This is a genomic window from Blautia sp. MCC269 (assembly GCF_018785655.1).
Classification (GTDB): Bacteria; Bacillota; Clostridia; order Lachnospirales; family Lachnospiraceae; genus Blautia_A.
In genome coordinates, this window is the sequence record NZ_WQQE01000014.1 from 1 (window position 1) to 20,962 (window position 20,962).

Below are 20,962 nucleotides of genomic sequence, written 5' to 3' on the forward strand. Positions count from 1 at the left end.
TGTAGAATTCAAAAATTTAATATGAAATGTGAGATAGAGCGTATGGAAATAATCTATACGTTCTATTTTTTTGCCTTTTTAAGAAAAGTGATTAAGTAACTGGTTTGTAAAAACGGAACCAGAATCATCTGGATCCAAGACCACACATAATGCTTATGTGCGGTAAAGTAACACACAAGAATTTGATAGACAGCCACTCACTTTTCCGAATGTATTTACATCTTTTCTCTTGACAGGTTCACACAAATTGCCTAAACTGTACTTATTGAATAAGTACACTTATTACGATAAGTACGCATGGCGAGGTGAGAAAGTGGAGATTATCATAAGTAATAGCAGTGATAAGCCTATTTACGAACAAATCTGTATGCAAGTAAAAAGTTTTATTATGGACGGCACATTATCTGCTGGCGAAGCCCTCCCTTCTATGAGAGCTTTAGCAAAAGATTTACATATCAGTGTTATTACCGTTCAGAGAGCATATGAAGATTTAACGAGAGATGGATTTATAGAAACTGTATCTGGAAAAGGCAGTTTTGTAGCATCACAGAATAGGGAATTTATTCAAGAGGAACAGTTACGAATTGCTGAAGAACTTTTACAAAAAGTCGCAGAAATTGGTCGGGCGCATGGCATTAGTCTTGAGCAAATGACGAATATCTTAAAACTGTTTTACGAGGAGTAACGAGAGGTGACAGGCATGGATAATAACATTTTGGTACAGAATTTATGCAAGCAATTTGAGGGATTTTCTTTGGACAATGTTTCGTTCAAAGTCCCAAAAGGTAGGATTGTAGGCTTTATTGGCGAGAATGGTGCAGGAAAAAGCACTACTATCAATCTGATATTAAATGAACTAAACAAAGATAGCGGACAGATACAGGTCTTTGGAATAGACCACACAATTCCAACAGTCAAAGACAATATTGGCGTTGTTTTTGATGAATGTAATTTTCATGATGTGTTTACAGCCACAGATATTGAAAAAATCTTAAAAGGCATTTATAAGACATGGGATAGTAACCTCTTTTTGCAATACTTGAAAAAATTCAAAATCCCAACCAAGAAAAAGATTGGTGCTTTTTCAAAAGGAATGAAGATGAAACTTTCCATTATCTGCGCTATGGCACATAGACCTCAACTGTTGATTTTAGACGAAGCGACAACGGGTCTTGACCCCATTGTGCGTGATGAAGTGTTAGACCTATTTTTGGAATTTATCCAAGATGAAGATTGCTCTATCTTCTTTTCATCGCATATTACTTCGGACATACAAAAAATTGCAGACTATGTGATTTTAATTCATCAGGGAAAAATCATTTTCGAGGAACAGAAAGATAATCTTGTTTATAATTATGGCGTGGCAAAGTGCGGAAAAGAAAAATTTGCACAGCTTTCCACTGATGATTATATCATACACCGAACTACAAATATGAGCGTGGAGTGTCTTGTTCATAACAAAGAAGCATTCAAACGAAAATACAAAAACATCATTGTGGATAATGCCACATTAGAAGATATTATACTTTTATATGTTAAAGGAGGCACATCATGCGAGGATTGATATATAAAGACATATCCATTTTCTTCAAGAGTATTGATAAGAAACTTATTCTGATTGCAACAGCAGCTATTGTTCTGCTTATTTTCAATGCTGGAATTTATGCTGGCTTATTTGCTTCCGTTATGTTTGCCATGACAATCGGTATGCAAAATATTATGAGTTTCGCAAGTGATGAAAAGGCAAGCTGGAAAAAATATCAATTAGCTATGCCGATAAGCAATTTTACTGTTGTTGCAAGTAAATATGTTTCCGTAATATATACTGTTGCAATCAGCATTTTGGGAAGCATTGCGTTCAATAGTTTATCCAGCATAATTTTTCAAAACTTTGATATGCTTATCTGGTTATTTTCGATTGCAGCAGCAATTATTATCCCATTATTATGGACAGGAATTTGCTTGCCATTAACTTATTGGTTTGGTTTTCGTTCTGCGCAAACTATGGGCTTGATTGTGGTAATTCCAATGTTTTACTTTGTAAAATATTTTGAAGATGGACCGGGAATGGCTACTATGGTAAATTCTGTTCATTCATATGTGCTAATCACAGGGATAGCGGCAATTTTGATTTTTGGAATTTCCCTCATAATAAGCACCATTGGATATAGTCGTAAGAATTAAATCTGCAATTACCATTCAAAAATATCAAACCCAGCCGAGCCAGTCAACGGCAAGTGAATGGGCTGCGCCCACCGTTGACAGCCCCGTCTGTCCCTGCTGGTGGGTAATCAAGGGGCGACAGCAAAAAGTGCTGCCGTCGAAGAAAGGGGGAGTTTCCATGACCGAACAGGAAGCCTATCAAGAACATATCCGCTATACCCATGATACCTATTGCCGGATTGTTATTCGTCATGCGTCCTTTGACGCTGCCCGTATGTTGGCAGCAAGGTGGAAACGGGAAATCTCCCTTGAATATTTGACCGAAGAAAAGTTTGTCCCGCTAAGCACCACAGATGAGTATTTTCAAGTGCCGGACTATGGAGAAACCTATCCGTTTTCTGTCCGGGGGCAGACGATACTTTTAGACAGCCGTTCCCTTGCAGCGGCTCTTGCCCGGCTGCCGGAACAGACACAGGAGGAAATCTTTTTGTATTACTTCCAGCACTTGACGCAGAAAGAAATCGGAGAACAAAGAGGCTGAAAGAGAAAATGGAGGTGTTGTCCCATGAGTAACCGGTTTCTCCCCTATGACACGATTATAGAGGCACATGAGGGTGATCCGAAAGCGGTAAAAGCCGTCCTTAACCGTTCACCGGATATATCCGCTATTTCTCTAAGATGAACGGTTATTATAACTCTGATATGGAGGATTACATCAGAACAAAGCTGATTGAAAGCTTGTTTAAGTTCCGGCTTGACCGATAGCATAAAGCTAAAGGACAATTGATCTTTACATCACATAACTTACGCCCATTGGAAATCCTTGAAAACGATGCTCTGCTTTATACGACTGTGAATCCTGAGAATTGCTATATAAAATCTACTTATATCAAAAATACGCAAAATACCCGGTTATCTTATTTGCGGACAATCAAGCTTAGCGGGCAAAAAGAAAAACTCTACAATGAAACAAATATATATGAGATGGAGCTTGCTATGAGGCGGGCAGGATGGGACTACAAATAACTAAAAGGCCACAGGAATCAGGCAATTATTATCACCACCAAATCCTTCTGTTATACAGGCTTCATCGTGTAGCTAACCTCATTGAATGAATTTATTGTTAAATATTCGTGCAAAATATTTTTTTCTTCGTGCAAATGGCATATACTATAATTGCCAGCAGAAAGGGGTTGATCGTATGGCTAGAAATACCACAAACATCAGTATCCGCATGGACGCAGATTTGAAAGCGCAGGCGGACGCACTGTTTACTGAACTTGGCATGAACCTGACTACGGCGTTTAACATCTTTGTGCGCCAGTCGCTTCGTGAAGGCGGCATTCCCTTTGAAGTAAGGCTGGAACAGCCGAACAAAGAAACGGTTGCTGCCATGCTGGAAGCGGAAAGGATTGCAAAAGACCCGTCTGTAAAGGGCTTCAATGACCTTGACGAGTTGTTTGCTGACCTGAAAAGATGAAAGAAACCGATATGCGACGCTATTGCAATTAAGGTAATATTGACATAGAATTCCATGTATTATAGAATGGTATCTGTAAAAAGAAGGCATGAAGAAAGCAGCTTTAAACGGGCTGCTTTTTTTGTGTCTTCTTTTGTCTTTCCTGAGTACCGGAGGAAAAGGAGTTTTCTGGATGGAGCAGAGAAGACAAAAATAAATAAGAACAGGAGGAAGTATATGGAGGATACCAAAAAAACAGTTTTGGCGGGAAACGGGGAAAAAGATGTTCCGCGTGCAGTCTACGATGGTGTTTTGACAATCGATGTAGACGCGCAGGTTGAAAGCATGGAGGAACAGGAAGAAGCCAGATGGCATCAGCTTTTGAATGCACATCGTACCAGAAAGATCCTGACGGGCCAGCTTGGGGGCATTGAAAAACTGGAGAGTGGATGGATGGTTGCTGTTACATACTTTAATGGTTTCCGGATCATTATCCCAATGAATGAAATGATGATCAACCTTCAGGGAGACGGGCGTGAAAACGCGGATACCTTAAACCGTCAGGTCCGTATTGCTAACAACATGCTCGGCTGTGACATTGATTTCATCATCAAAGATCTGGATAACAAGAGCCGGAGTGTTGTAGCATCCAGAAAAGATGCAATGCTTAAAAAGAGGCAGACTTTTTACCTTGGGGAAGATACAGAAAAACCAATGCTTTATGAAGGCAGGATCGTAGAAGCAAGGGTGATCGCGGTAGCTCCCAAGGCAGTCCGCCTGGAAGTCTTTGGTGTAGAAGTATCTGTCCGGGCCAGAGACATGGCCTGGGAGTGGATGGTAGATGCCGGAGAAAAATTCCAGGTAGGTGATCTGGTGCTGGTCATGGTCAATAAGGTGGAAGCAAGCTCTGTTGACCAGATCATTATAGAAGTGGATGCAAAGAGTCCGACAGCCAATATCAATAAAGATAACCTCCGGAAATGCCATAAACAGGGAAAATATACAGGGATCATTACGGAAGTCTATAAGGGAACCTATTTTATCCGCCTTGATATCGGAGTCAATGCCGTGGCACATTCCTGCAATATGTCCGCACTTCCGGGAAAGAAAGATAAGATCGGATTTGTGGTGACCCGCATCAACGACAACTATGAAGTGGCAGAAGGCATTATCACAAGGCTTATCAAAAGAGCTTCCTGAAAATGTTTTTATGATTTTCAAAGAATTCTGTTGACACAGAAAAAGGGATTTCTTTAACATCGGAGATAAAGATGGAAAGGAGTGACGTCAGATGGCAAAAAAGAAGAAAAAACAGATGCGGGAAACCTTGTACTGTCCATATTGCAAAAGACCCGGGGTACTTAGGCCGGCAGCCTATGTCTATGGGGATAACAACCTGGATCCGGAGAAATACCTGTATGTATGCAGCGGCTATCCTTCCTGTGATTCATACATTGGGGCACACAAAAAAAGTATGCGTCCCATGGGAACCATGGCTGACAGCAATCTGCGTAATAAGCGGATCGAAGCACACAGAGCTTTGGATGCAATCTGGAAAAATGGTTATATGACCAAACACAGCACATATATCTGGCTTCAGAACCGTTTGAATCTCCGGGAAAAGGACACACATATCGGGAAGTTTTCTTATTACCTGTGTGAACAGACCATCCGGGAATGTACAGACTATATAAAAAGCCGAGAGGAAAAAAAGAAATCCCCGGATAAAATAAGCGTGGCATGACGGAAAGGATGGATGCCCTTGAGACTACAGGCGACAGAAGATGATGTATATCATCTGATGGACCTTAAAGAACAGTATTTTATTATGACAGCAATATGCAGTGTGGCAGAGGGAATCAGCGCATACTTTTTCATATACCAGAAAAGATGCTGGGATCTTGCATATTTGTGTACTGCACTGGCGCTTGCGATAATCCTGCTTCTTCGTCAGGCCATAAAAATCAGCCGGAGGATCATGGAGGCAGAAAACTGTTATATGGCACTTGAAGAGGACAGCCTGGCAGTCTGCCAGCCGGAAAAAAACGGAAAATATGAGTCCTGCAGGATCTTTTACGATGAGATGGATAAGATCGTAGAAGGAACCAGACGGGGAGTTCCGGAATTTTATATCGTGATCCGAAAAGAAGGGAAAGAACAGAAAAGCTTTTTCCTTTTGGATGAAGAAGAACAGGAACGGGATGTTTTCTGTGTACGATCCTTTGGCTTTGACAATCAGGGATTCATGGAGTTTTATCGGAAACTCAGGTGGATCGTACCGGGAAGAACAAGGATTATCGGGACCAAAACACAGGAAGTATGGAAACTGCGACGGCCGAATATCGGAATCTGTACGGCAGCAGGCATGCTTTAGGGGTATGTACTTCCAAAACTCCTGGAAATGATGATGTATGGGTAACAAGTTATGAAAGAAAACAGATCAGAAGCAGAGATTAGAAAGAGTGAAAATGACAAGGAGGAAATGTCATGAGATGGTATACAGCAATCGGAATGAAAAAAGATGATGCAGATGGAAGGTTTTGTGTCTGGGTAGATGGGGAAGAAAAAGTACTTACAGAAATGGAAACTATTTTGTGGGCTGCGCTCACCTGGTCTTTCTGTGAAGAGGATAAGGTCCATTCCCAGATGCATCGTCTTCTTGTATTTAGCCTTGGAGAAAAACAGGCACAGGAATGGGCGGACAAAGAGGATTTTCAGTTTTGCCTGAACCGTCTGGTAAAGCGGGGCCTGGTTGTGCTGACAGAAGGATGTACCAGAGAGGAAGCTGTATACAGCATTATCAGCCGGTCAGTCATGTCTCCCATGGCCTTTTCACGGACAGAACGCATGAAGCATTTTATGGAAGCCCTTTCCATGGGAAAAGGACTGAAGTTTTCACTGAGGGCTTTTAAAAAGCCGCTGCTTACAGAAGAGGAATACCAGATACTTTCCAATCTTCAGAGAGAAGGGGATGTTTCCTATCATCTGAAATGCTTAAAAGAAAAGGCAAAAAGCAGGGAACCCAATTTGGCAGATTCCCTCCAGGAGCAGATACAGAGGGAATTTATAATCCGCGTAGCGCAGCTTTACTATAAGAAACAGCTTGTGATCGACTACATAAGAAGGGAGGACTGCCTTGAAGCAAACGGAACATCCGTATTGGCACAGGCTGTATAGATGCTTGGAAGATTTTGGAACACGTTATCAGAATATACCGGATTTTTTTAAGGACAGGATCCAGCGATATGGTATCCTGTCTCTTTTTATCCTGCTTTTCGGATCATTTATGGGAACATGGATGAAAGATAAAACTTTTATTTTCTGGTCTTTTCTGCTTGGGATTATCGGGTTTATAAGAACATATCTTATTTTCCGCACCGCGGATAAAAAGACCTATGAAATCGTGGAAGGGCTGGTAACCGGGATAGACGGGAAAAATCCCTTTGCAAGATTACGGAAGATCCGGGTAAGTGATCCGACCGGACGGCAGAGTGAACTTTTGCTGGATAAAAACGTAAAAGTTTTGGAGGGAAAACGCTATCGGTTTTATTTTGGCATAAATGAAAAGAAGCTGGTAGGAATCCGCCGGGTGGATGCAGCGCTCAATAACGGGACTTTTTTGGGAAACGAAGAAATATAAGAGGAAGAGATTCCTTTTATAGCAGGGAGGGGAGCACCAGGCATGGTTCGATTCCATGCTGCCCTGTTTCCGCAAAAGATTATTGCGGGAAATACAGCAAAGGAGAGAAGGATATGTCAGAAACACTACAGGGAACCGTGAAATGGTTCAGCGCACAGAAAGGATACGGTTTTATCACCGGTGAAGACGGGATTGATTATTTCGCCCACTTTTCGGAGATCCAGATGGATGGATACCGGAAATTAAGCGGTGGCCAGCCGGTCCTTTTTGAAGCAGGGACGGATGCCAACGGGCGAAGCCTTGCCAAAAATATTTCCCCGGCGGATCCAAACGCTGAGTAAGACGTTTTCATAGTGCATGTACAGATTACCTATTCCCCTCAGATACATGCATTTATGCAGACGGATGAAAAGACAGGCGGTATCATGCCGCCTGTCACAACATGTAGCAGAATAATAAAGATAACTCACGCAATAACACAATATATAGTTAAAATTAATTGACAACCACAAAATGTTGTGGTAGTCTTTAAATGAAAAATAATTTAACAGTCTATAAAAGACTGTGGTTATTCTTTAGTTCCGGACATTCCGGAAGAAACACTTTGGGGCGGTCTTGCCCTTAATGAGAAAAAATGGATATGCAAAATATAAGGAAGATGCAAGAAGGAAAGAAGATTCTTTTTGTGTCTTTTTTTATTGCATAAAAAGCAGAAAGGAGGAGCACGAATGAAACTGTCAGTTAAAGAAACTGCAAAAAGAAATACCTTAAGAACATCAAAAAAAGAAAACACATTGTAAAATCAGGAGGGTCGATTATGGAGACAATTAAATGGGAAAACGCAAATGCACTGGAAATTGGAATGCTTATGGAGATGGCAGAAGACGGCTATGTATTTTGCATCGAAGATGGAAAGATACAGGCTGTTGAAGTCCGGATTTTCAGCTAGCGTGGAAAGGCGGACATTATGTATTATAAAGATGACTTTTATAAGGAGTTCCGGACAGAAAAGGAACTGTGCGAGTGTCTGGAAGAGATAGACAGCCGGGCAGAATGGATCCGGGTCACCAGTAAGAAATTAAAGGTGGCAGCTGCAGGAGAGGAAACCTGTACAGAGGTTCCGGGCATTTCCCTGGAAGCACTGGAAAAAGATACCTTATCTCATTCCAGGCTGGTTCTTATCCTGCCCGAGAGGATCTGTTATATAGGAAATTCAGCAATCAAATCGTTGAAAGGACGGGCCAGGATTGATGGCAAAGCCCTGGCAGATGTCGATAAGAAAACACTGGCAGAGATCTTGAATAAATGCCTGAAGGTTGCAAGAGGAAGAGCACTGATCCGTTTCTGTGAAGGAAAAGTAAGGGCAGTCCTGTCTGGTGATGAAAAAGATTATGCCATCATATCCATGCCGGATATGTACATGGTTACCTCGGCATATATCCATGGGGACTATGAGAAGGCAACGTTTTTAAACGGCTATGCAGATCATTATTCTGTTACGGCGTCCTGGCAGCTGGAAGATACGAAACTTACAGATGTTTATAAGGAACTGATGCAGAATTATGGAAGAAAGACTGATAAGGACATAAAAGCAGTTGTACGGATCACTACGTCAGACGTTGGTGTGTCCGGAGCGAATATTTTTTATTCCCTGCAGGAGCCGACAAGAAATGTGATCCTTGGCAATGCCCTGAAGGTTACGCACAAAAACTGTAAAGGAATGGAAGATTTCACGGAAAACATAGAGTCGATCTTCGATTACTACCGGGAAGTCTTAAAAGGGGTCATGCGGCTGTGTGATATCTGGATCGAGCATCCGGCAAATGCCATGGCAGGGATCATGAAGCAGGCAGGATTTGGCAAAAAACTGCTTGCAGAAACCGTGGAGCAGTTTAAGGCTACTACTGGGGATGAGCCATGCAGCGCATACGAGATCTACTGCGGGATCTGTGAATCCATTACCATTGCAAGGCAGGAAAAGACGAATGAGAGAGGACTTTTAGCTCTGGAAGAAAAAATTGCCGGCTGTGTGTCAAAACGCTGGCATGAATATGATATTCCTGGCACTGTAAAATACTAACAGGATTTAAAAGAATGGAGACAGCATGGACTGTCTTTTTTTGATGGGAGGAAAACATGAAGGTTACGAATGGAAAAGATGTGGCAAGGCTGCTGGTAGATGAATACTTGAACTGCCATCCCACCGGACACAAAAAATTTATGGAGTCCATGGCAAAAGAGCAGCAGGAAATAAAAGACAATTACACTTATCTTGGGTTTGCCTGGCTAAAAGGTCTTTCAGAGGTCAGATATTACGACCTTCGAAACGAAGCATCGAAACTGATGGCCGATGATCTGTGTCTGCATGTAAAGGAACAGCCAGAAAGGGTGCGCCTGGTGTATGAAGGTGCAGAGGAAATGGAGATCAATCCTTCAGATGAAGAGCAGATGGCAAAAATGTTTACCTGCTACCTGCTTGCAGGAAGTATGGACGGATATGGGGAATTTGTGGATTATGCCCTTGATACCCACCGGACACTGCAGCAGAACCTGACACGGTTTTTTGTGGAATGGTTTGCAAAAGCAGAAAAAGGCTCTGCATTTTTAAAACGGGCAAAGATAGTGTATTCCAGGTATTCCCTGCCATATATCTAAATTACGGAGGTATGTGATGGATAGAAAACTTCCGGACTGGTTAAAAGAGAGCAGGGAGGCAGAAAAACTGATCGCATGGCTGAAATCGCCGGATTGTGAAGTAAAAGAATTTTCCGGACAGCTGTTTATAAAGGCAAGATATGGAAACTGTTTCTTTTTCTTTGACTGTTTAAAGGAAAACAGAAAAACAGACCGGAACTGGTGTGCCGTGATCCACATGCCGGAGTATTCCCTTTATGAAGCAGAAGATCTTTTTCTGAAGCCGATCGGGATACCGGATGATTTTGGTTTTCCTGTGCGTGAGGATCTGATCCCGAAACTGGAAACACAGATAAGCCGCATTGGAAAGAAACTTATCCGGGAACAATGGGATGAACTTTTGTTAAAAGGCGGGTATGCAGCTGCACAGATGATCCCGGAAATCAGCAGGGTTTATATCCAGCTAAATGCAGACCGTTTTATTAAAAAAGGAAAGCGGCCGGAGGATCTGATCTATCAGCCGCAGTTTCATTTTGCGGATATGAAGTGGGAATTTTCTGACTGGATGTTTTTGGAATATTTAAGCAACCCACAGCGGGCAGCAGAGCTTTTCGCCCAGAAGTGGCTGCTTGAAAAACTTCCGGAGATCTCAAAAAAGAAGATCTGTATCGGATGTATCCGGGAGGAAATGGAAGAAATGTTAAATAAGACTGGGACAGGGCCGGAGGCAAGCCTTCCGCGTTCTGCTTAGTATAAAAAATGAAAAAATCAGGAGGAAACGAATAATATGGGTAAATACAATTACATGAATCTGAACCAGAAGATGATCAGGATCCGGAAGAAAGTGCCGAAGCTGATCCGCAAAAGGTACAGTGAGGACGTTACTTATGATTTTGTAAAACTGGATGATATCTATGAATGCCTGACACCGGCCCTTAATAAATACGGGGTCGATTTTGACATCTTAAGTGAAAGGCCGACACAGATGGACGAACAGGGCAATTCCGTGTTTTTAAAGGAAATGGGAGCACTCTGGAGATATGAGGCTGACCTGGAGCTGTGCTGGACCAATGCAGACCGTCCGGGAGACAAGGTACGGAGCTTTTTGCATGTCATTGGAACCAATGAAGCACCGGATAAAGCAAAAGGTGCGGCATGGACGTATGGCCTGAAGTATTATTTCTTAAATAAATTCAACATCATGCAGGCATCCGGAATAGACGATCCGGACATGCGTGGGACGGAAAAAGAAGAAATGCCGAAGCAGGAAGCTTCCGTAAAACCGGAAAAACCGAAAAAGAAACAGGAAAAGGCAGAAAGAAAAGAAACCGCAGCAAAGCAGGAGCAAACGGAACCGGTCAGGGAAAAGAAAACGGACCGTAAAAAACTGCGTGATGGAAATGCCATATCAGAAGGTACTGTAAAAGTGGAATATGCAGTGACGGATACAGAAGAAAACCTTCCTGGACAGATGACTTTTGGAATGGAAGAAAGTGAAAGCGGACTGGAAGAATTTTCCGCTGAAGAAACCAAAGCGGAAGATCCGGTTCAGACCGAGGAAATCTCCGTAGATGAGGAAATTACTGCCGAGACGGATGCAGACGGTTTCCGTGCAGTAGAAGAAACGGATGAAGTTCCATTTGATGAAGATGATGAGATTTCTTTTGATGCAGAAGAAGAGGAAGAAACACCAGAAGAGACTGCAGAGGAAGTGTTGGAGGATATGGCTCACGAAGAGGATGCAGAGGATGAAGTGAAATGGGCAGGAAAGGTTATCTGCAATTTTGGTGTCTATGCCGGGACCCCTCTTGGGGAAATGATGCAGGATGCCAGAGGTTACCAGACGATCAAATGGCTGGTACAGCGTTACAAAGGCCAGAATCAGGAAATACAGAAAGCTGCGAAGATTCTTTTGGATCATGAAAAGGAAATGCAAAAAGCAGCCTGAAAACAGAGAAATAGTTTGAGGTGGCTCCGGGAACGGGGCCATCTTTTATGAAAAGGAGGAAGGCATGTATGCCAGAGAATCGTTTACGATCGCAGAAGTAGCAGATCTTTTATCAATCCGAAGACTGAGTGATTCTTACCAGGACGAATTTCCGGTGGAATGTCCTTTTTGCGGGGATTTAAGAGGAAAATGCAGTTTTTGCATCCGCAAAAATGGAGAACTGAAAAATGTTTACCATTGCTATCATTGCGGAGCATCCGGAAACATGCTGACACTGTATGCGGAACTATCCGGCATTTACGGGAGAAACCGGTATAAAGAAGCCTACCGGGAGATAAAGCAGGCATTTTCTTTTTCTGGAACGGATAAAAGGCAGCAGTCCACGACACGAAATGGGTTCGCTTCTATCGTTCCTAAAAAGAAACGCATTTCCCTTACGGAAGAGGAATGGGATTACCGGGACCATGTATATAAGGAAATGCTCACTTTTCTTAAGCTTAAGGAAACACACCGGAGGAACCTTCTCCTGCGTGGGCTGACGTTAAATGAGGTCAGACAGATGGAAGAACGAGGTTTTTTAAGTACGGATGAGGAGAATTCCGTGGCCATTGCCAGAAAGCTCTTAAAAAAGGAATTTCGCCTGGATGGGATTCCTGGATTTTTCATCAACCGGGATGGTGACTGGGAAGCTGCTTTTTATAGGAAGAATAACGGGTATCTTTGCCCGGTCCGGGATGGGAAGGAACGGATCATAGGATTCCAGATCCGGCTGGATGTTCCTTTAAAAGAACGGAAGTACCTCTGGTTTACCAGCAGCGGCTTAGAAAAAGGCACATCAAGCGGCAGCCCGGCAGGAATGTTTGGGGAAATAAAGGATGGCACGGTTTACGTAACGGAAGGGATCTTAAAGGCAGAGATCGCATGGATGTGTACAGGAAATCCTTATATCGGAGTCCCTGGAGTTTCCAATCATAAAGGACTGGAAACTGTCTTGCGAAAACTGAAAGAGCAGGGGTTAAAAAGAGTTTACGAATGTTACGACATGGATAAAATGATGGAATTGTCCTGTAAGCACGATGAAAAAAGTGCGTGCCGGCAATGTGAACATGGAATTTATCTGTATCATGGAGAATGCCCCAGAAAGCGCAGAAAGCGGGACATGATCCGAAAAGGCTGTATAAAACTATATGAGATCTGTGAGGAACTGAACGTATCCTGCAAAAGAGTCACCTGGGATACCGATGCATCCGGTACCTGGATGGAACACTACAAAGGCGTGGATGACTGGATCCTTCGAAAAGAGGAAAAAGGAAACAGAAAGACGGCATAAAATGGTTTGGTCAGATAAAAGGGAAACTGGAATTTTTTTCAGTTTCCTTTTTATCTGGCTGAAAAAGCCGGAAGAAAGGAGAAAGCGATGCAGATAAGAGACGGACCAAAAGAAAACTGCAGGGAAAAAAGCGATCATGAAAGGAGAACGTGCACTTGGAAAAAAACTGGAAGAAAAGATGGATGGCGGGTGCGATGGCTTTTGCTCTGTGCTGCACTACGCTCTTGCAGACGGGAGCTTCTGCAGTATCCGCCGCTGAGGTGGGAGGCGTTTCCGCACAGAGCGAGACACAGATCGAGGTACAGACAGAAACGCAGACAGAAACGCAGACGGAGAAAAGCGAGGAGGAACTGATCGAGGAAACCGTTGCTGATCCGGAACTTGCGCTTATGGTTACCGAAGGGGAAGCCTTTGATATCCAGAATGATTTTACAGGACTGAAACTCTCTGACGGAGACCATGTGGAACTGAAAAAAGCAGCAATGGAAGACGGGACTGTATTTGATTATAACCATGCGGGGACCTATAAATGCGTATATCTTGTTACGCCCGCATCGGGGGAAGCCTATCTGGTTGCCAGAAACATTACGGTGACACCAAGGGAAGCAGAAACAGACGGATCCAATGGCGGCCAGGAACAGGAAACCGGCGATGACGAACCGGAGGCAGACCCCGTCCTCCCGACCATAAGCCCGGAAGATGCCCCGGAAACTCTGGAAGAGCCGGAAGAAACGGAGGAGCCAGAAGAAGAGGAAGCAGAAGAATTTTCCGATGAGGAAACAGAGGATGGAAGCCATCAGGTTGACATTGTACAGGGAAATGAATTCAATATTGAACTGGACCACGAGGACGGACGTTACCAGACGGGGGAGACGGTCAACTTTTCCGGTGATATCCCGCAGGGAAGCCTGATCGAAGTGGGAACAAGTCTTGTCGAAGCAAACCAGACAGAGAATACCGAAGATCTTCTGTATGCAGAAGTAAGCTACGATGAGGGAACAAATTCCTTCAGCTTTGAGATGCCGGAAGATGATGTTGCATTAAGTGTGCTATATGACCAGGCTGAGGGCGGTATTAGTACCATGGCAGCTTCCGATGGAGACTTGTGGGATGATTCAACAGACATTGAAGCTAATACCTATTACTATTATTCAGATGGAAAACTGCATCCTTTTGATTCTGTAATGGGACAGGGCGGAAATGATTCCTATAAGTATATCCGTTACAAAGCAGGCAGAAAGACTTATACCGTCTATGCATACTGCATGCAGCACAGTAAACAGTCCCCGCCAAGTGGAACGACTTATAAAAATATGGTCGAACTGGATGAAGGCGGCGATGACCGTTATTTAAGGAAGGCCATGTTTTACGGATATGGCGGTCCCGGATGGGGCGGCACATTCAACGGCTATAATATCAAATCCATCATGGAAAAATACGGCTGTTCCTCCGAGACCCGTGCAATGCAGCATTATCTGGTCGATTATTTATATGACGGGGAATCCGGATTTGGAGGATCCCTTTCGACAACTGCCAAAAATATGTTAAAAGAGATCAAGGCAGCCCTTGCAAAGATGCCGGATCCAACGACCATGGAGCTGACACCTGGGCTCAGTGCTTCTGCAAATGGAAACCAGAGCCCGACCTTCACATGGAAGGCAAACGCAGCTTTTGTGATCACAATCCATCTTGAAAACGGGGTCTCCCTTGTAAATGAGACGACAGGAAAAACCGGGACCGGAAATGTGAGCGTAAAGGGCGGTGAAAAATTCCATCTGGAAGCAACCACCCAGAATATTGGAAGCCTGAAAGGAAAATATGCGATCACATCCAACTATCCGCTTAATTTCCATGCCATGCTCTTAAAGCTGGCGAACAGCCAGGATATCGGCTTTGGATATTATACAGATACACTGGAGCTGAATCTGGAGGTAGACTGGCCGGATGAAGCAACGGTCAAGATCATCAAAAAAGATAAGGGAAGCAACGCGCTCCTTGCAGGTGCCGTTTACGGCATCTATGCAGATGAAGCCTGCACGAAACTTATCAAAAAAATGCCGGCAACAAATGCAAAAGGGGAATCCGAAGTAAAGATCACCAAAACACAGGATACCGTTTACCTTCGTGAAATCTCAGGCCCATCCGGATATGTGCTGGATACGAAAGCCTATGGGGTAAAACTGGTCGTGGGGCAGACCGCTTCCAAGAACTTAACGGATAAAGAGCAAAAAGGTGCACTCACCATTTATAAAGAAGGAGAAGTGCTTACCGGAGCGACCGTCACGGAAGATGGTGTGACCTTTGCCTACGAAAAACGGAAATTGAAAGGAGCCGTTTACAGTGTTTATGCAGGTGCAGATATCAAGGCGGCAGATGGCACCCTCATCTATAAAAAAGGTGCACTTGTCAAGGATAATCTGGTTACCGGAGATGACGGAAGCGTTACGTTAAAGGATCTCTATCTTGGCACCTACACAGTAACCGAGACGAAAGCTCCGGATAATTATGTATGCAAAGGAGAGTCTAAGACTGTTGAGCTTGTGTATGCAGGCCAGACCGTAGAAGTGCAGACTGTCAGTGCAACATTTTTAAATGAACGCCAGAAGGCTACAGTCCGTGTGGAAAAGCAGGACGAAGAGACAAAAAATCCGCTCTCCGGAGGCATCTACGGGCTGTATGCAGCAGAAGATATCAAAGTTGACGGTAAGACCGTTGTTCCCAAAGGAACCCTGATTGAAAAAGCAACGACCGGAGCCGATGGAAAAGCTTCTTATAAAGCGGAACTTCCGATTAATTACAGCTACAGCATCCGGGAGATCCAGGCACCGGAACTTTACCTTAGAAACAGTGAGGATACTTACATCTTCACTTTTAAGTTTACCAATGATAAGGAAGAAAAGGTAAACTTTAGCCATACCTTTACAAATAAGCGTGTAAATGCAACAATTGACCTGGTAAAAGAAGACAGCGAGACAGGAAACAGCGCACAGGGAGATGCCGTATTTGAAGGAGCCATTTACGGGCTCTATGCAAGGGAAGACATTAACCATCCGGATGGCAGGAGCGGAGTCCTTTATAAAAAGGACGAGCAGGTAGCTACCCTGATGACCGATAAAGAGGGAAAAGCAAGCGTAAGCAACCTGTATCTTGGAAAGTATTATTTGAAGGAGATCACGCCTCCAGTAGGTTATCTTCTGGACGAAGAGGAGCATGATGTAAACTGTGACTACGAAGGAGACCAGGTAGAGACGGTAAAACGAAATACCGTTTCCAAAGAAGACGTGATCAAACAGCCATTCCAGTTGATCAAAGCAGCGGATAATGATAAGACCGATGCGGATCTTTTAAAAGGTGCCGGATTTTCTGCTTATCTGATCAGCAGCTTGACTGTAAAAGACGATGGAAGCTATGACTTTACAAATGCGACCCCGATCGTTCTTACGGAAGACGGAAAAACAGAAATGTTTACCGATGAACGCGGCTATGCGTGCAGCATCCCGATTCCTTATGGACGCTACATTGTCCGTGAGACTACAACACCGCATAATTTCATGCCGATAGATGATTTTATCGTAACCGTAACTGAGAACAGCAGTACACCGCAGGTATGGAGAGTCCTTTTGGACGATGAGTTCAAAGCAAAGCTTAAGATCGTGAAACAGGATGATGAGACCAAACAGCCGGTCCTCCTTGCCAATACAGAATTCAAAGTGTATGATCTGGATGCGAAAAAGTATGTGGAACAGGTAACGACCTATCCAAATACGGTTGTCCATAAATCCTATTTTACGGACGAAAATGGTTACCTGATTCTTCCGGAATCCTTAAAATGCGGAAATTACAGGATCGAGGAAGTGAGCGCGCCGGATGGCTACACCCAGAATACCCAGTATGTGGAGATCAAAGTTGATAAGAATACAGCTTATCAGATGGATTCCGTCAGCGGGGATGCCATCATTACCGTGACCTATGAAAACCATCCGGTCAAGGGCAAACTGGTGATCCATAAATCCGGTGAAACCTTAAAATCCTTTAAAAAGGATTTTGTATACGAAGAAACTTCCCTGGAAGGGGCAGAATTTGAAATCTACGCAGCAGAAGATATTTTCACACCGGATCATCAGGTGGACGAGCAGGGAAACCGTCACGTGATCTATGCAAAGGATACCCTGGTAAAAACAGTGACCACTAATAAAAATGGGGAAGCTGTTATCAAAGACCTTCCGCTTGGAAAATACCGTGTGAAAGAAACAAAAGCACCGGCCGGATTTGTCTTAAATCCAGACAATCAGGAAGTATCCTTTATCTATAAGGATCAGAACACACCGGAGATCGAAGAAAAACTGGAATTTTCCAATGAACGCCAGAAAGTAGAGCTGAGTGTGGAAAAACAGGATGCCGAGACCGGAAAGGCTTTAAAAGGTGCAACCTTTGGATTATACAATAAAGAAGCAATTTCTTCCGGCGACAAGGTGGTCGTAAAAGCAGATACACTGCTTCAGGAGATCACAAGCAACGAAAAAGGTAAGGCAGCGTTTACGCTGGATCTTCCGCTTGGCAGATACTATGTGAAAGAACTGCAGGCGCCGGCGGGTTATGTATCTTCCGATGAGATCCTGGAATTTGATGCCACATACCAGGGCCAGGACGTAAAAACGATCAAATTAAAATCCGTGAAGAAAAACCAGCCGACAACGGTAGAAGTAACAAAAGCAGATATCACGACCGGAACAGAACTTGACGGGGCTTCCATGAGTGTACTGGATAAGGATGGCAACGTGATCGATTCCTGGACATCCGTAAAAGATTCCCCACATGTGATCAAGCGACTTCAGGTTGGAAAAACTTACATTCTGCGTGAAGAGCTTGCACCATATGGCTACTTACGTGCAACAGACGTAGAGTTTACGATCTCTGATACTGCAGAAGTACAGAAAGTCAAAATGGAAGATGAAGTCCCGGTAGCAAGACTTCTGGTAAACAAGAAAGGGGAATTCTTAGACAGCGTATCCCTTCTTGACAATGCAAAAGGCATGATCGAGCACCTGTTCAACTATGTGACCGGAAACCTGACTGATGTAACCTTCAATGTTTACGCGGCAGAAGCCATTCGTGCAGCAGACGGGGTAAGTGCAGATTATTATGCGGCAGATGAACTGGTCGGCTCCATTACAACAGATGGAAATGGCATCGCCCAGATGGATAACCTTCCGCTTGGACGTTATTACATCGTGGAAAAAGAGACCTCACATGGCTACGTTCTGGATAATGAACCAAGATATGTGGATCTTACATACCGTGACCAGGATACACCTCTGGTTACTTATAGTGCCGACTGGCAGAATGCGCGCCAGAGGGTACAGGTGGAAGTCCTGAAAAAAGAAAAGGACAGTGACAAAGTACTTTACGGGGCAATCTTTGGCCTCTATGCAGCAGACGACATCGTATCTTCAAAAGGAAAAGTACTCCTTGCGAAAGACACCCTGATCGAACTGAAGACCACAGATGAGGATGGAAAAATCCAGTTTGTTGCAGATCTCCCGGTTGACAGCAGGTACTACATTAAGGAACTTGCCGCCCCGGATGGCTATGTGACAGACCAGGAACCGCAGGAATTCACTTTTGAGTACCAGGGCAGTGGAACCAGTGTTGCAGAGTATGCGTTCACCTTTGAAGATGAACAGACTACGGTAGAACTTTCCAAAGCAGACCTGACGGACAAAAAAGAACTTCCGGGAGCATCCTTAAAGGTAACAGATGAGGATGGAAATACGGTGGATGAATGGGTATCCAAAGAGGAAGCACATATCATCAAGGGTCTTATCGTAGGAAAGAAATACAAGATGACAGAAACAAAGCCGGCAGATGGTTATGTGACTGCGGAAAGTATTGAATTTACCGTTGAAAACACAAAAGAAGTACAGAAACACCAGATGCTTGATGATGTGACCAAAGTGGAAATCAGCAAGAAAGACATTACGGATTCCAGTGAGGTACCGGGAGCAAAACTGATCATCCTGGATAAAGATGGAAAGAAAGTTGAAAGCTGGACGTCCAAGGATAAACCGCATATGGTCGAAAAACTTCCGGTAGGCGAATATACCCTTCGTGAAGAGCAGGCCCCGGATGGATACCTCATTGCGGAAGATGTGAAATTTACGGTAAAAGATACCGGAAAAGTCCAGAAAGTCAAAATGAAGGACGCACATCCGTATGGAAAACTGGTCATCAAAAAGACCGATTCCACCAGTAAGGCAGCCCTTTCAGGAGCAGAATTTGAACTGCGTGAAAAGGAGAGCGGAAAAGTCGTAGAAAAACTGGTAACGGATAAGACCGGAACAGCGACAAGCGGCAAGATTCCGATTGCTACTTATAAAAATGGAAAAGTAGAGAAAACCGTGGAATATATCCTGGTAGAGACCAAAGCACCAAATGGTTATGAATTAAGCAGCAAAAAAGAAGAGATCCGCTTTGAATACAAAGACGGAAAAACCAAGGTGATCGAGATCGTAAAAGAGATCAAAAACACCAAATCCCCTTCCGGCAGCACACCGACAGGAAACAGCCCGAAAACAGGGGACAGCACCAACATCTGGCTTCCGATCCTTCTGGCAGTCCTTTCTGCCTGCGGCATTGGCGGCGTGATCTGGTATAAGAAGAAAAAAGGAAATTAAGGAATACGGTTCAGGGCTGCTCGATTTACCGGCAGCCCTTTTTCCAGGAAGAATAATCGGAGGTTTGTATGAGACACATAAAAGAAATCATGATCGTGGCAGTCTGCCTGATGGTACTCAGCTTTTGCATATGTACCGGTTTTGGCATTTACTTTATGTACCGGGAAGGTGTGCAGGAATATGAAGACCTGCGTACATACGTCAAGGAAACAGATGAGGATGACCACACAGAAGGAACAGACGGAAGCGATGGGAAACAGACCGTGGTTGATTTTAAGGCATTAAAAAAGATGAATCCGGATATCGTTGCATGGATCCGGATCCCGGATACCAGCATTGATTACCCGGTAGTCCAGGGAAACGATGACTCCTATTACCTGACACATACTTTTAAGAAGACAGAATATGTGGCAGGGGCCATTTTCCTGGATTCCGATAACAATGCCGATTTTTCTGATGACAAGAACATCATTTATGGCCACAATATGAAAGATGGCAGTATGTTCCGCGGACTTCGAAATTTCCTTGACGATGAATTCTTAAAAGAACACCATATCCTCTATCTGTATCTTCCGGATGAAGGGGTATGGATCTTTGTGATCGTAAAATGCGAGTATACACCGGCAGATGGAGATGCTTTTTTACTTGGAACGCAGGAAGAAGTTCCGACGCTTCTGCTTTCTACCTGTGGAACAGATGCCTCCAAACGCCTGGTGGTATGGTGTGAAAGGCAGGAAGATAATAAAGAAGTGCAGATGAAATATTCTGACGAGAAAACAGAAGTACAGAAAGCCACGGATGATCTTGCTTTCTTAGATGGGGAGTTTGTGGAAAACGAACCCCATGATTTTATTTAAATGTTTGCAGAAATTTAATGGATAATTTCTACAAAATATAACATTTTAATTTTCAGGTCTTTCTGGATGGACAGGAACAATCATGGTCTATCCGGGAGGGCCTTTTTTATTGCAGGAATGGCGTAAAATGGCACTTTTGATGGAAATACGATTGCAGAAAAATGAAAAAAGAAATGTTAGTTCTGACTATCATGTCCAGTATGCCGCAAATCATTTGGAGAAGGCGAAGGACGTGTTTATGAAAGTGATGAAGATCC

The 20,962-nt window shown here is 43.7% G+C and carries 20 protein-coding genes; all 20 read left to right on the forward strand.

Annotated elements, in window-relative coordinates; translation table 11 throughout:
• Positions 1 to 313 precede the first annotated feature (313 nt).
• The 20 genes from GPK88_RS06015 to srtB all read left to right on the forward strand — a co-directional run bounded on the left by GPK88_RS06015 (position 314) and on the right by srtB (position 20,705).
• Positions 314 to 685 (forward strand): GntR family transcriptional regulator, encoded by a 372-nt coding sequence (locus GPK88_RS06015; RefSeq protein WP_055066322.1) that lies wholly within the window; start codon positions 314 to 316, stop codon positions 683 to 685.
• A 15-nt stretch (positions 686 to 700) separates the two neighbouring features.
• Positions 701 to 1,564 (forward strand): ABC transporter ATP-binding protein, encoded by an 864-nt coding sequence (locus GPK88_RS06020; RefSeq protein WP_055066321.1) that lies wholly within the window; start codon positions 701 to 703, stop codon positions 1,562 to 1,564.
• Positions 1,552 to 2,184, forward strand: coding sequence for an ABC-2 transporter permease (locus GPK88_RS06025; RefSeq protein ID WP_055066320.1), 633 nt, complete (start codon positions 1,552 to 1,554; stop codon positions 2,182 to 2,184). The genes GPK88_RS06020 and GPK88_RS06025 overlap by 13 nt, the downstream gene beginning before the upstream one ends.
• Positions 2,162 to 2,704, forward strand: a complete 543-nt coding sequence (locus tag GPK88_RS06030; RefSeq protein WP_252197689.1) for a sigma factor-like helix-turn-helix DNA-binding protein — start codon at positions 2,162 to 2,164, stop codon at positions 2,702 to 2,704. The genes GPK88_RS06025 and GPK88_RS06030 overlap by 23 nt, the downstream gene beginning before the upstream one ends.
• Before the next feature lie 137 nt (positions 2,705 to 2,841).
• On the forward strand, positions 2,842 to 2,928 hold the full coding sequence (locus tag GPK88_RS19745) for a helix-turn-helix domain-containing protein (RefSeq protein WP_416795046.1): 87 nt from the start codon (positions 2,842 to 2,844) through the stop codon (positions 2,926 to 2,928).
• 436 nt (positions 2,929 to 3,364) lie between these two features.
• Positions 3,365 to 3,643, forward strand: a complete 279-nt coding sequence (locus GPK88_RS06040) for a type II toxin-antitoxin system RelB/DinJ family antitoxin (protein ID WP_055066319.1) — start codon at positions 3,365 to 3,367, stop codon at positions 3,641 to 3,643.
• 216 nt (positions 3,644 to 3,859) lie between these two features.
• On the forward strand, positions 3,860 to 4,822 hold the full coding sequence (locus GPK88_RS06045; RefSeq protein ID WP_110925766.1) for a S1 RNA-binding domain-containing protein: 963 nt from the start codon (positions 3,860 to 3,862) through the stop codon (positions 4,820 to 4,822).
• Positions 4,823 to 4,913: 91 nt separating this feature from the next.
• A complete protein-coding gene (locus GPK88_RS06050; protein ID WP_055066318.1) occupies positions 4,914 to 5,366 on the forward strand; it encodes a zinc-finger-containing protein in 453 nt (150 codons plus the stop codon).
• Between the two features lie 12 nt (positions 5,367 to 5,378).
• Positions 5,379 to 5,996, forward strand: a complete 618-nt coding sequence (locus GPK88_RS06055) for a hypothetical protein (RefSeq protein WP_215707603.1) — start codon at positions 5,379 to 5,381, stop codon at positions 5,994 to 5,996.
• A gap of 113 nt (positions 5,997 to 6,109) precedes the next feature.
• Complete coding sequence (locus GPK88_RS06060; protein WP_173772259.1) at positions 6,110 to 6,799, forward strand: hypothetical protein; 690 nt, start codon at positions 6,110 to 6,112, stop codon at positions 6,797 to 6,799.
• Complete coding sequence (locus GPK88_RS06065; protein WP_049940373.1) at positions 6,759 to 7,262, forward strand: hypothetical protein; 504 nt, start codon at positions 6,759 to 6,761, stop codon at positions 7,260 to 7,262. Before GPK88_RS06060 ends, GPK88_RS06065 begins: the two co-directional genes overlap by 41 nt.
• Positions 7,263 to 7,375: 113 nt before the next feature.
• On the forward strand, positions 7,376 to 7,603 hold the full coding sequence (locus GPK88_RS06070; protein WP_005423033.1) for a cold-shock protein: 228 nt from the start codon (positions 7,376 to 7,378) through the stop codon (positions 7,601 to 7,603).
• 476 nt (positions 7,604 to 8,079) lie between these two features.
• Positions 8,080 to 8,211 (forward strand): hypothetical protein, encoded by a 132-nt coding sequence (locus tag GPK88_RS19125; RefSeq protein ID WP_005423021.1) that lies wholly within the window; start codon positions 8,080 to 8,082, stop codon positions 8,209 to 8,211.
• Positions 8,212 to 8,229: 18 nt separating this feature from the next.
• Positions 8,230 to 9,342 (forward strand): hypothetical protein, encoded by a 1,113-nt coding sequence (locus tag GPK88_RS06075; protein ID WP_055066314.1) that lies wholly within the window; start codon positions 8,230 to 8,232, stop codon positions 9,340 to 9,342.
• Positions 9,343 to 9,398: 56 nt separating this feature from the next.
• Complete coding sequence (locus GPK88_RS06080) at positions 9,399 to 9,917, forward strand: hypothetical protein (protein ID WP_055066313.1); 519 nt, start codon at positions 9,399 to 9,401, stop codon at positions 9,915 to 9,917.
• Between the two features lie 16 nt (positions 9,918 to 9,933).
• On the forward strand, positions 9,934 to 10,647 hold the full coding sequence (locus GPK88_RS06085; protein ID WP_055066312.1) for a hypothetical protein: 714 nt from the start codon (positions 9,934 to 9,936) through the stop codon (positions 10,645 to 10,647).
• A 36-nt stretch (positions 10,648 to 10,683) separates the two neighbouring features.
• Positions 10,684 to 11,844 (forward strand): ERF family protein, encoded by a 1,161-nt coding sequence (locus tag GPK88_RS06090; protein ID WP_161284353.1) that lies wholly within the window; start codon positions 10,684 to 10,686, stop codon positions 11,842 to 11,844.
• A gap of 64 nt (positions 11,845 to 11,908) precedes the next feature.
• Positions 11,909 to 13,174, forward strand: a complete 1,266-nt coding sequence (locus tag GPK88_RS06095) for a DNA primase (protein WP_173772257.1) — start codon at positions 11,909 to 11,911, stop codon at positions 13,172 to 13,174.
• 155 nt (positions 13,175 to 13,329) lie between these two features.
• On the forward strand, positions 13,330 to 19,848 hold the full coding sequence (locus GPK88_RS06100) for an LPXTG cell wall anchor domain-containing protein (protein WP_252197691.1): 6,519 nt from the start codon (positions 13,330 to 13,332) through the stop codon (positions 19,846 to 19,848).
• A 68-nt stretch (positions 19,849 to 19,916) separates the two neighbouring features.
• Complete coding sequence (gene srtB / locus GPK88_RS06105) at positions 19,917 to 20,705, forward strand: class B sortase (protein WP_173772255.1); 789 nt, start codon at positions 19,917 to 19,919, stop codon at positions 20,703 to 20,705.
• Positions 20,706 to 20,962 lie beyond the last annotated feature (257 nt).

What these genes read in the sequence shown, in the direction of transcription:
- GPK88_RS06095 (WP_173772257.1), top strand. Translation starts at nt 11,909, where the DNA reads ATGTATGCCAGAGAATCGTTTACGATCGCAGAAGTAGCAGATCTTTTA.
- GPK88_RS06075 (WP_055066314.1), top strand. Translation starts at nt 8,230, where the DNA reads ATGTATTATAAAGATGACTTTTATAAGGAGTTCCGGACAGAAAAGGAA.
- GPK88_RS19125 (WP_005423021.1), top strand. Translation starts at nt 8,080, where the DNA reads ATGGAGACAATTAAATGGGAAAACGCAAATGCACTGGAAATTGGAATG.
- GPK88_RS19745 (WP_416795046.1), top strand. Translation starts at nt 2,842, where the DNA reads ATGAACGGTTATTATAACTCTGATATGGAGGATTACATCAGAACAAAG.
- GPK88_RS06085 (WP_055066312.1), top strand. Translation starts at nt 9,934, where the DNA reads ATGGATAGAAAACTTCCGGACTGGTTAAAAGAGAGCAGGGAGGCAGAA.
- srtB (WP_173772255.1), top strand. Translation starts at nt 19,917, where the DNA reads ATGAGACACATAAAAGAAATCATGATCGTGGCAGTCTGCCTGATGGTA.
- GPK88_RS06055 (WP_215707603.1), top strand. Translation starts at nt 5,379, where the DNA reads ATGCCCTTGAGACTACAGGCGACAGAAGATGATGTATATCATCTGATG.
- GPK88_RS06090 (WP_161284353.1), top strand. Translation starts at nt 10,684, where the DNA reads ATGGGTAAATACAATTACATGAATCTGAACCAGAAGATGATCAGGATC.
- GPK88_RS06040 (WP_055066319.1), top strand. Translation starts at nt 3,365, where the DNA reads ATGGCTAGAAATACCACAAACATCAGTATCCGCATGGACGCAGATTTG.
- GPK88_RS06080 (WP_055066313.1), top strand. Translation starts at nt 9,399, where the DNA reads ATGAAGGTTACGAATGGAAAAGATGTGGCAAGGCTGCTGGTAGATGAA.
- GPK88_RS06025 (WP_055066320.1), top strand. Translation starts at nt 1,552, where the DNA reads ATGCGAGGATTGATATATAAAGACATATCCATTTTCTTCAAGAGTATT.
- GPK88_RS06070 (WP_005423033.1), top strand. Translation starts at nt 7,376, where the DNA reads ATGTCAGAAACACTACAGGGAACCGTGAAATGGTTCAGCGCACAGAAA.
- GPK88_RS06050 (WP_055066318.1), top strand. Translation starts at nt 4,914, where the DNA reads ATGGCAAAAAAGAAGAAAAAACAGATGCGGGAAACCTTGTACTGTCCA.
- GPK88_RS06045 (WP_110925766.1), top strand. Translation starts at nt 3,860, where the DNA reads ATGGAGGATACCAAAAAAACAGTTTTGGCGGGAAACGGGGAAAAAGAT.
- GPK88_RS06060 (WP_173772259.1), top strand. Translation starts at nt 6,110, where the DNA reads ATGAGATGGTATACAGCAATCGGAATGAAAAAAGATGATGCAGATGGA.
- GPK88_RS06020 (WP_055066321.1), top strand. Translation starts at nt 701, where the DNA reads ATGGATAATAACATTTTGGTACAGAATTTATGCAAGCAATTTGAGGGA.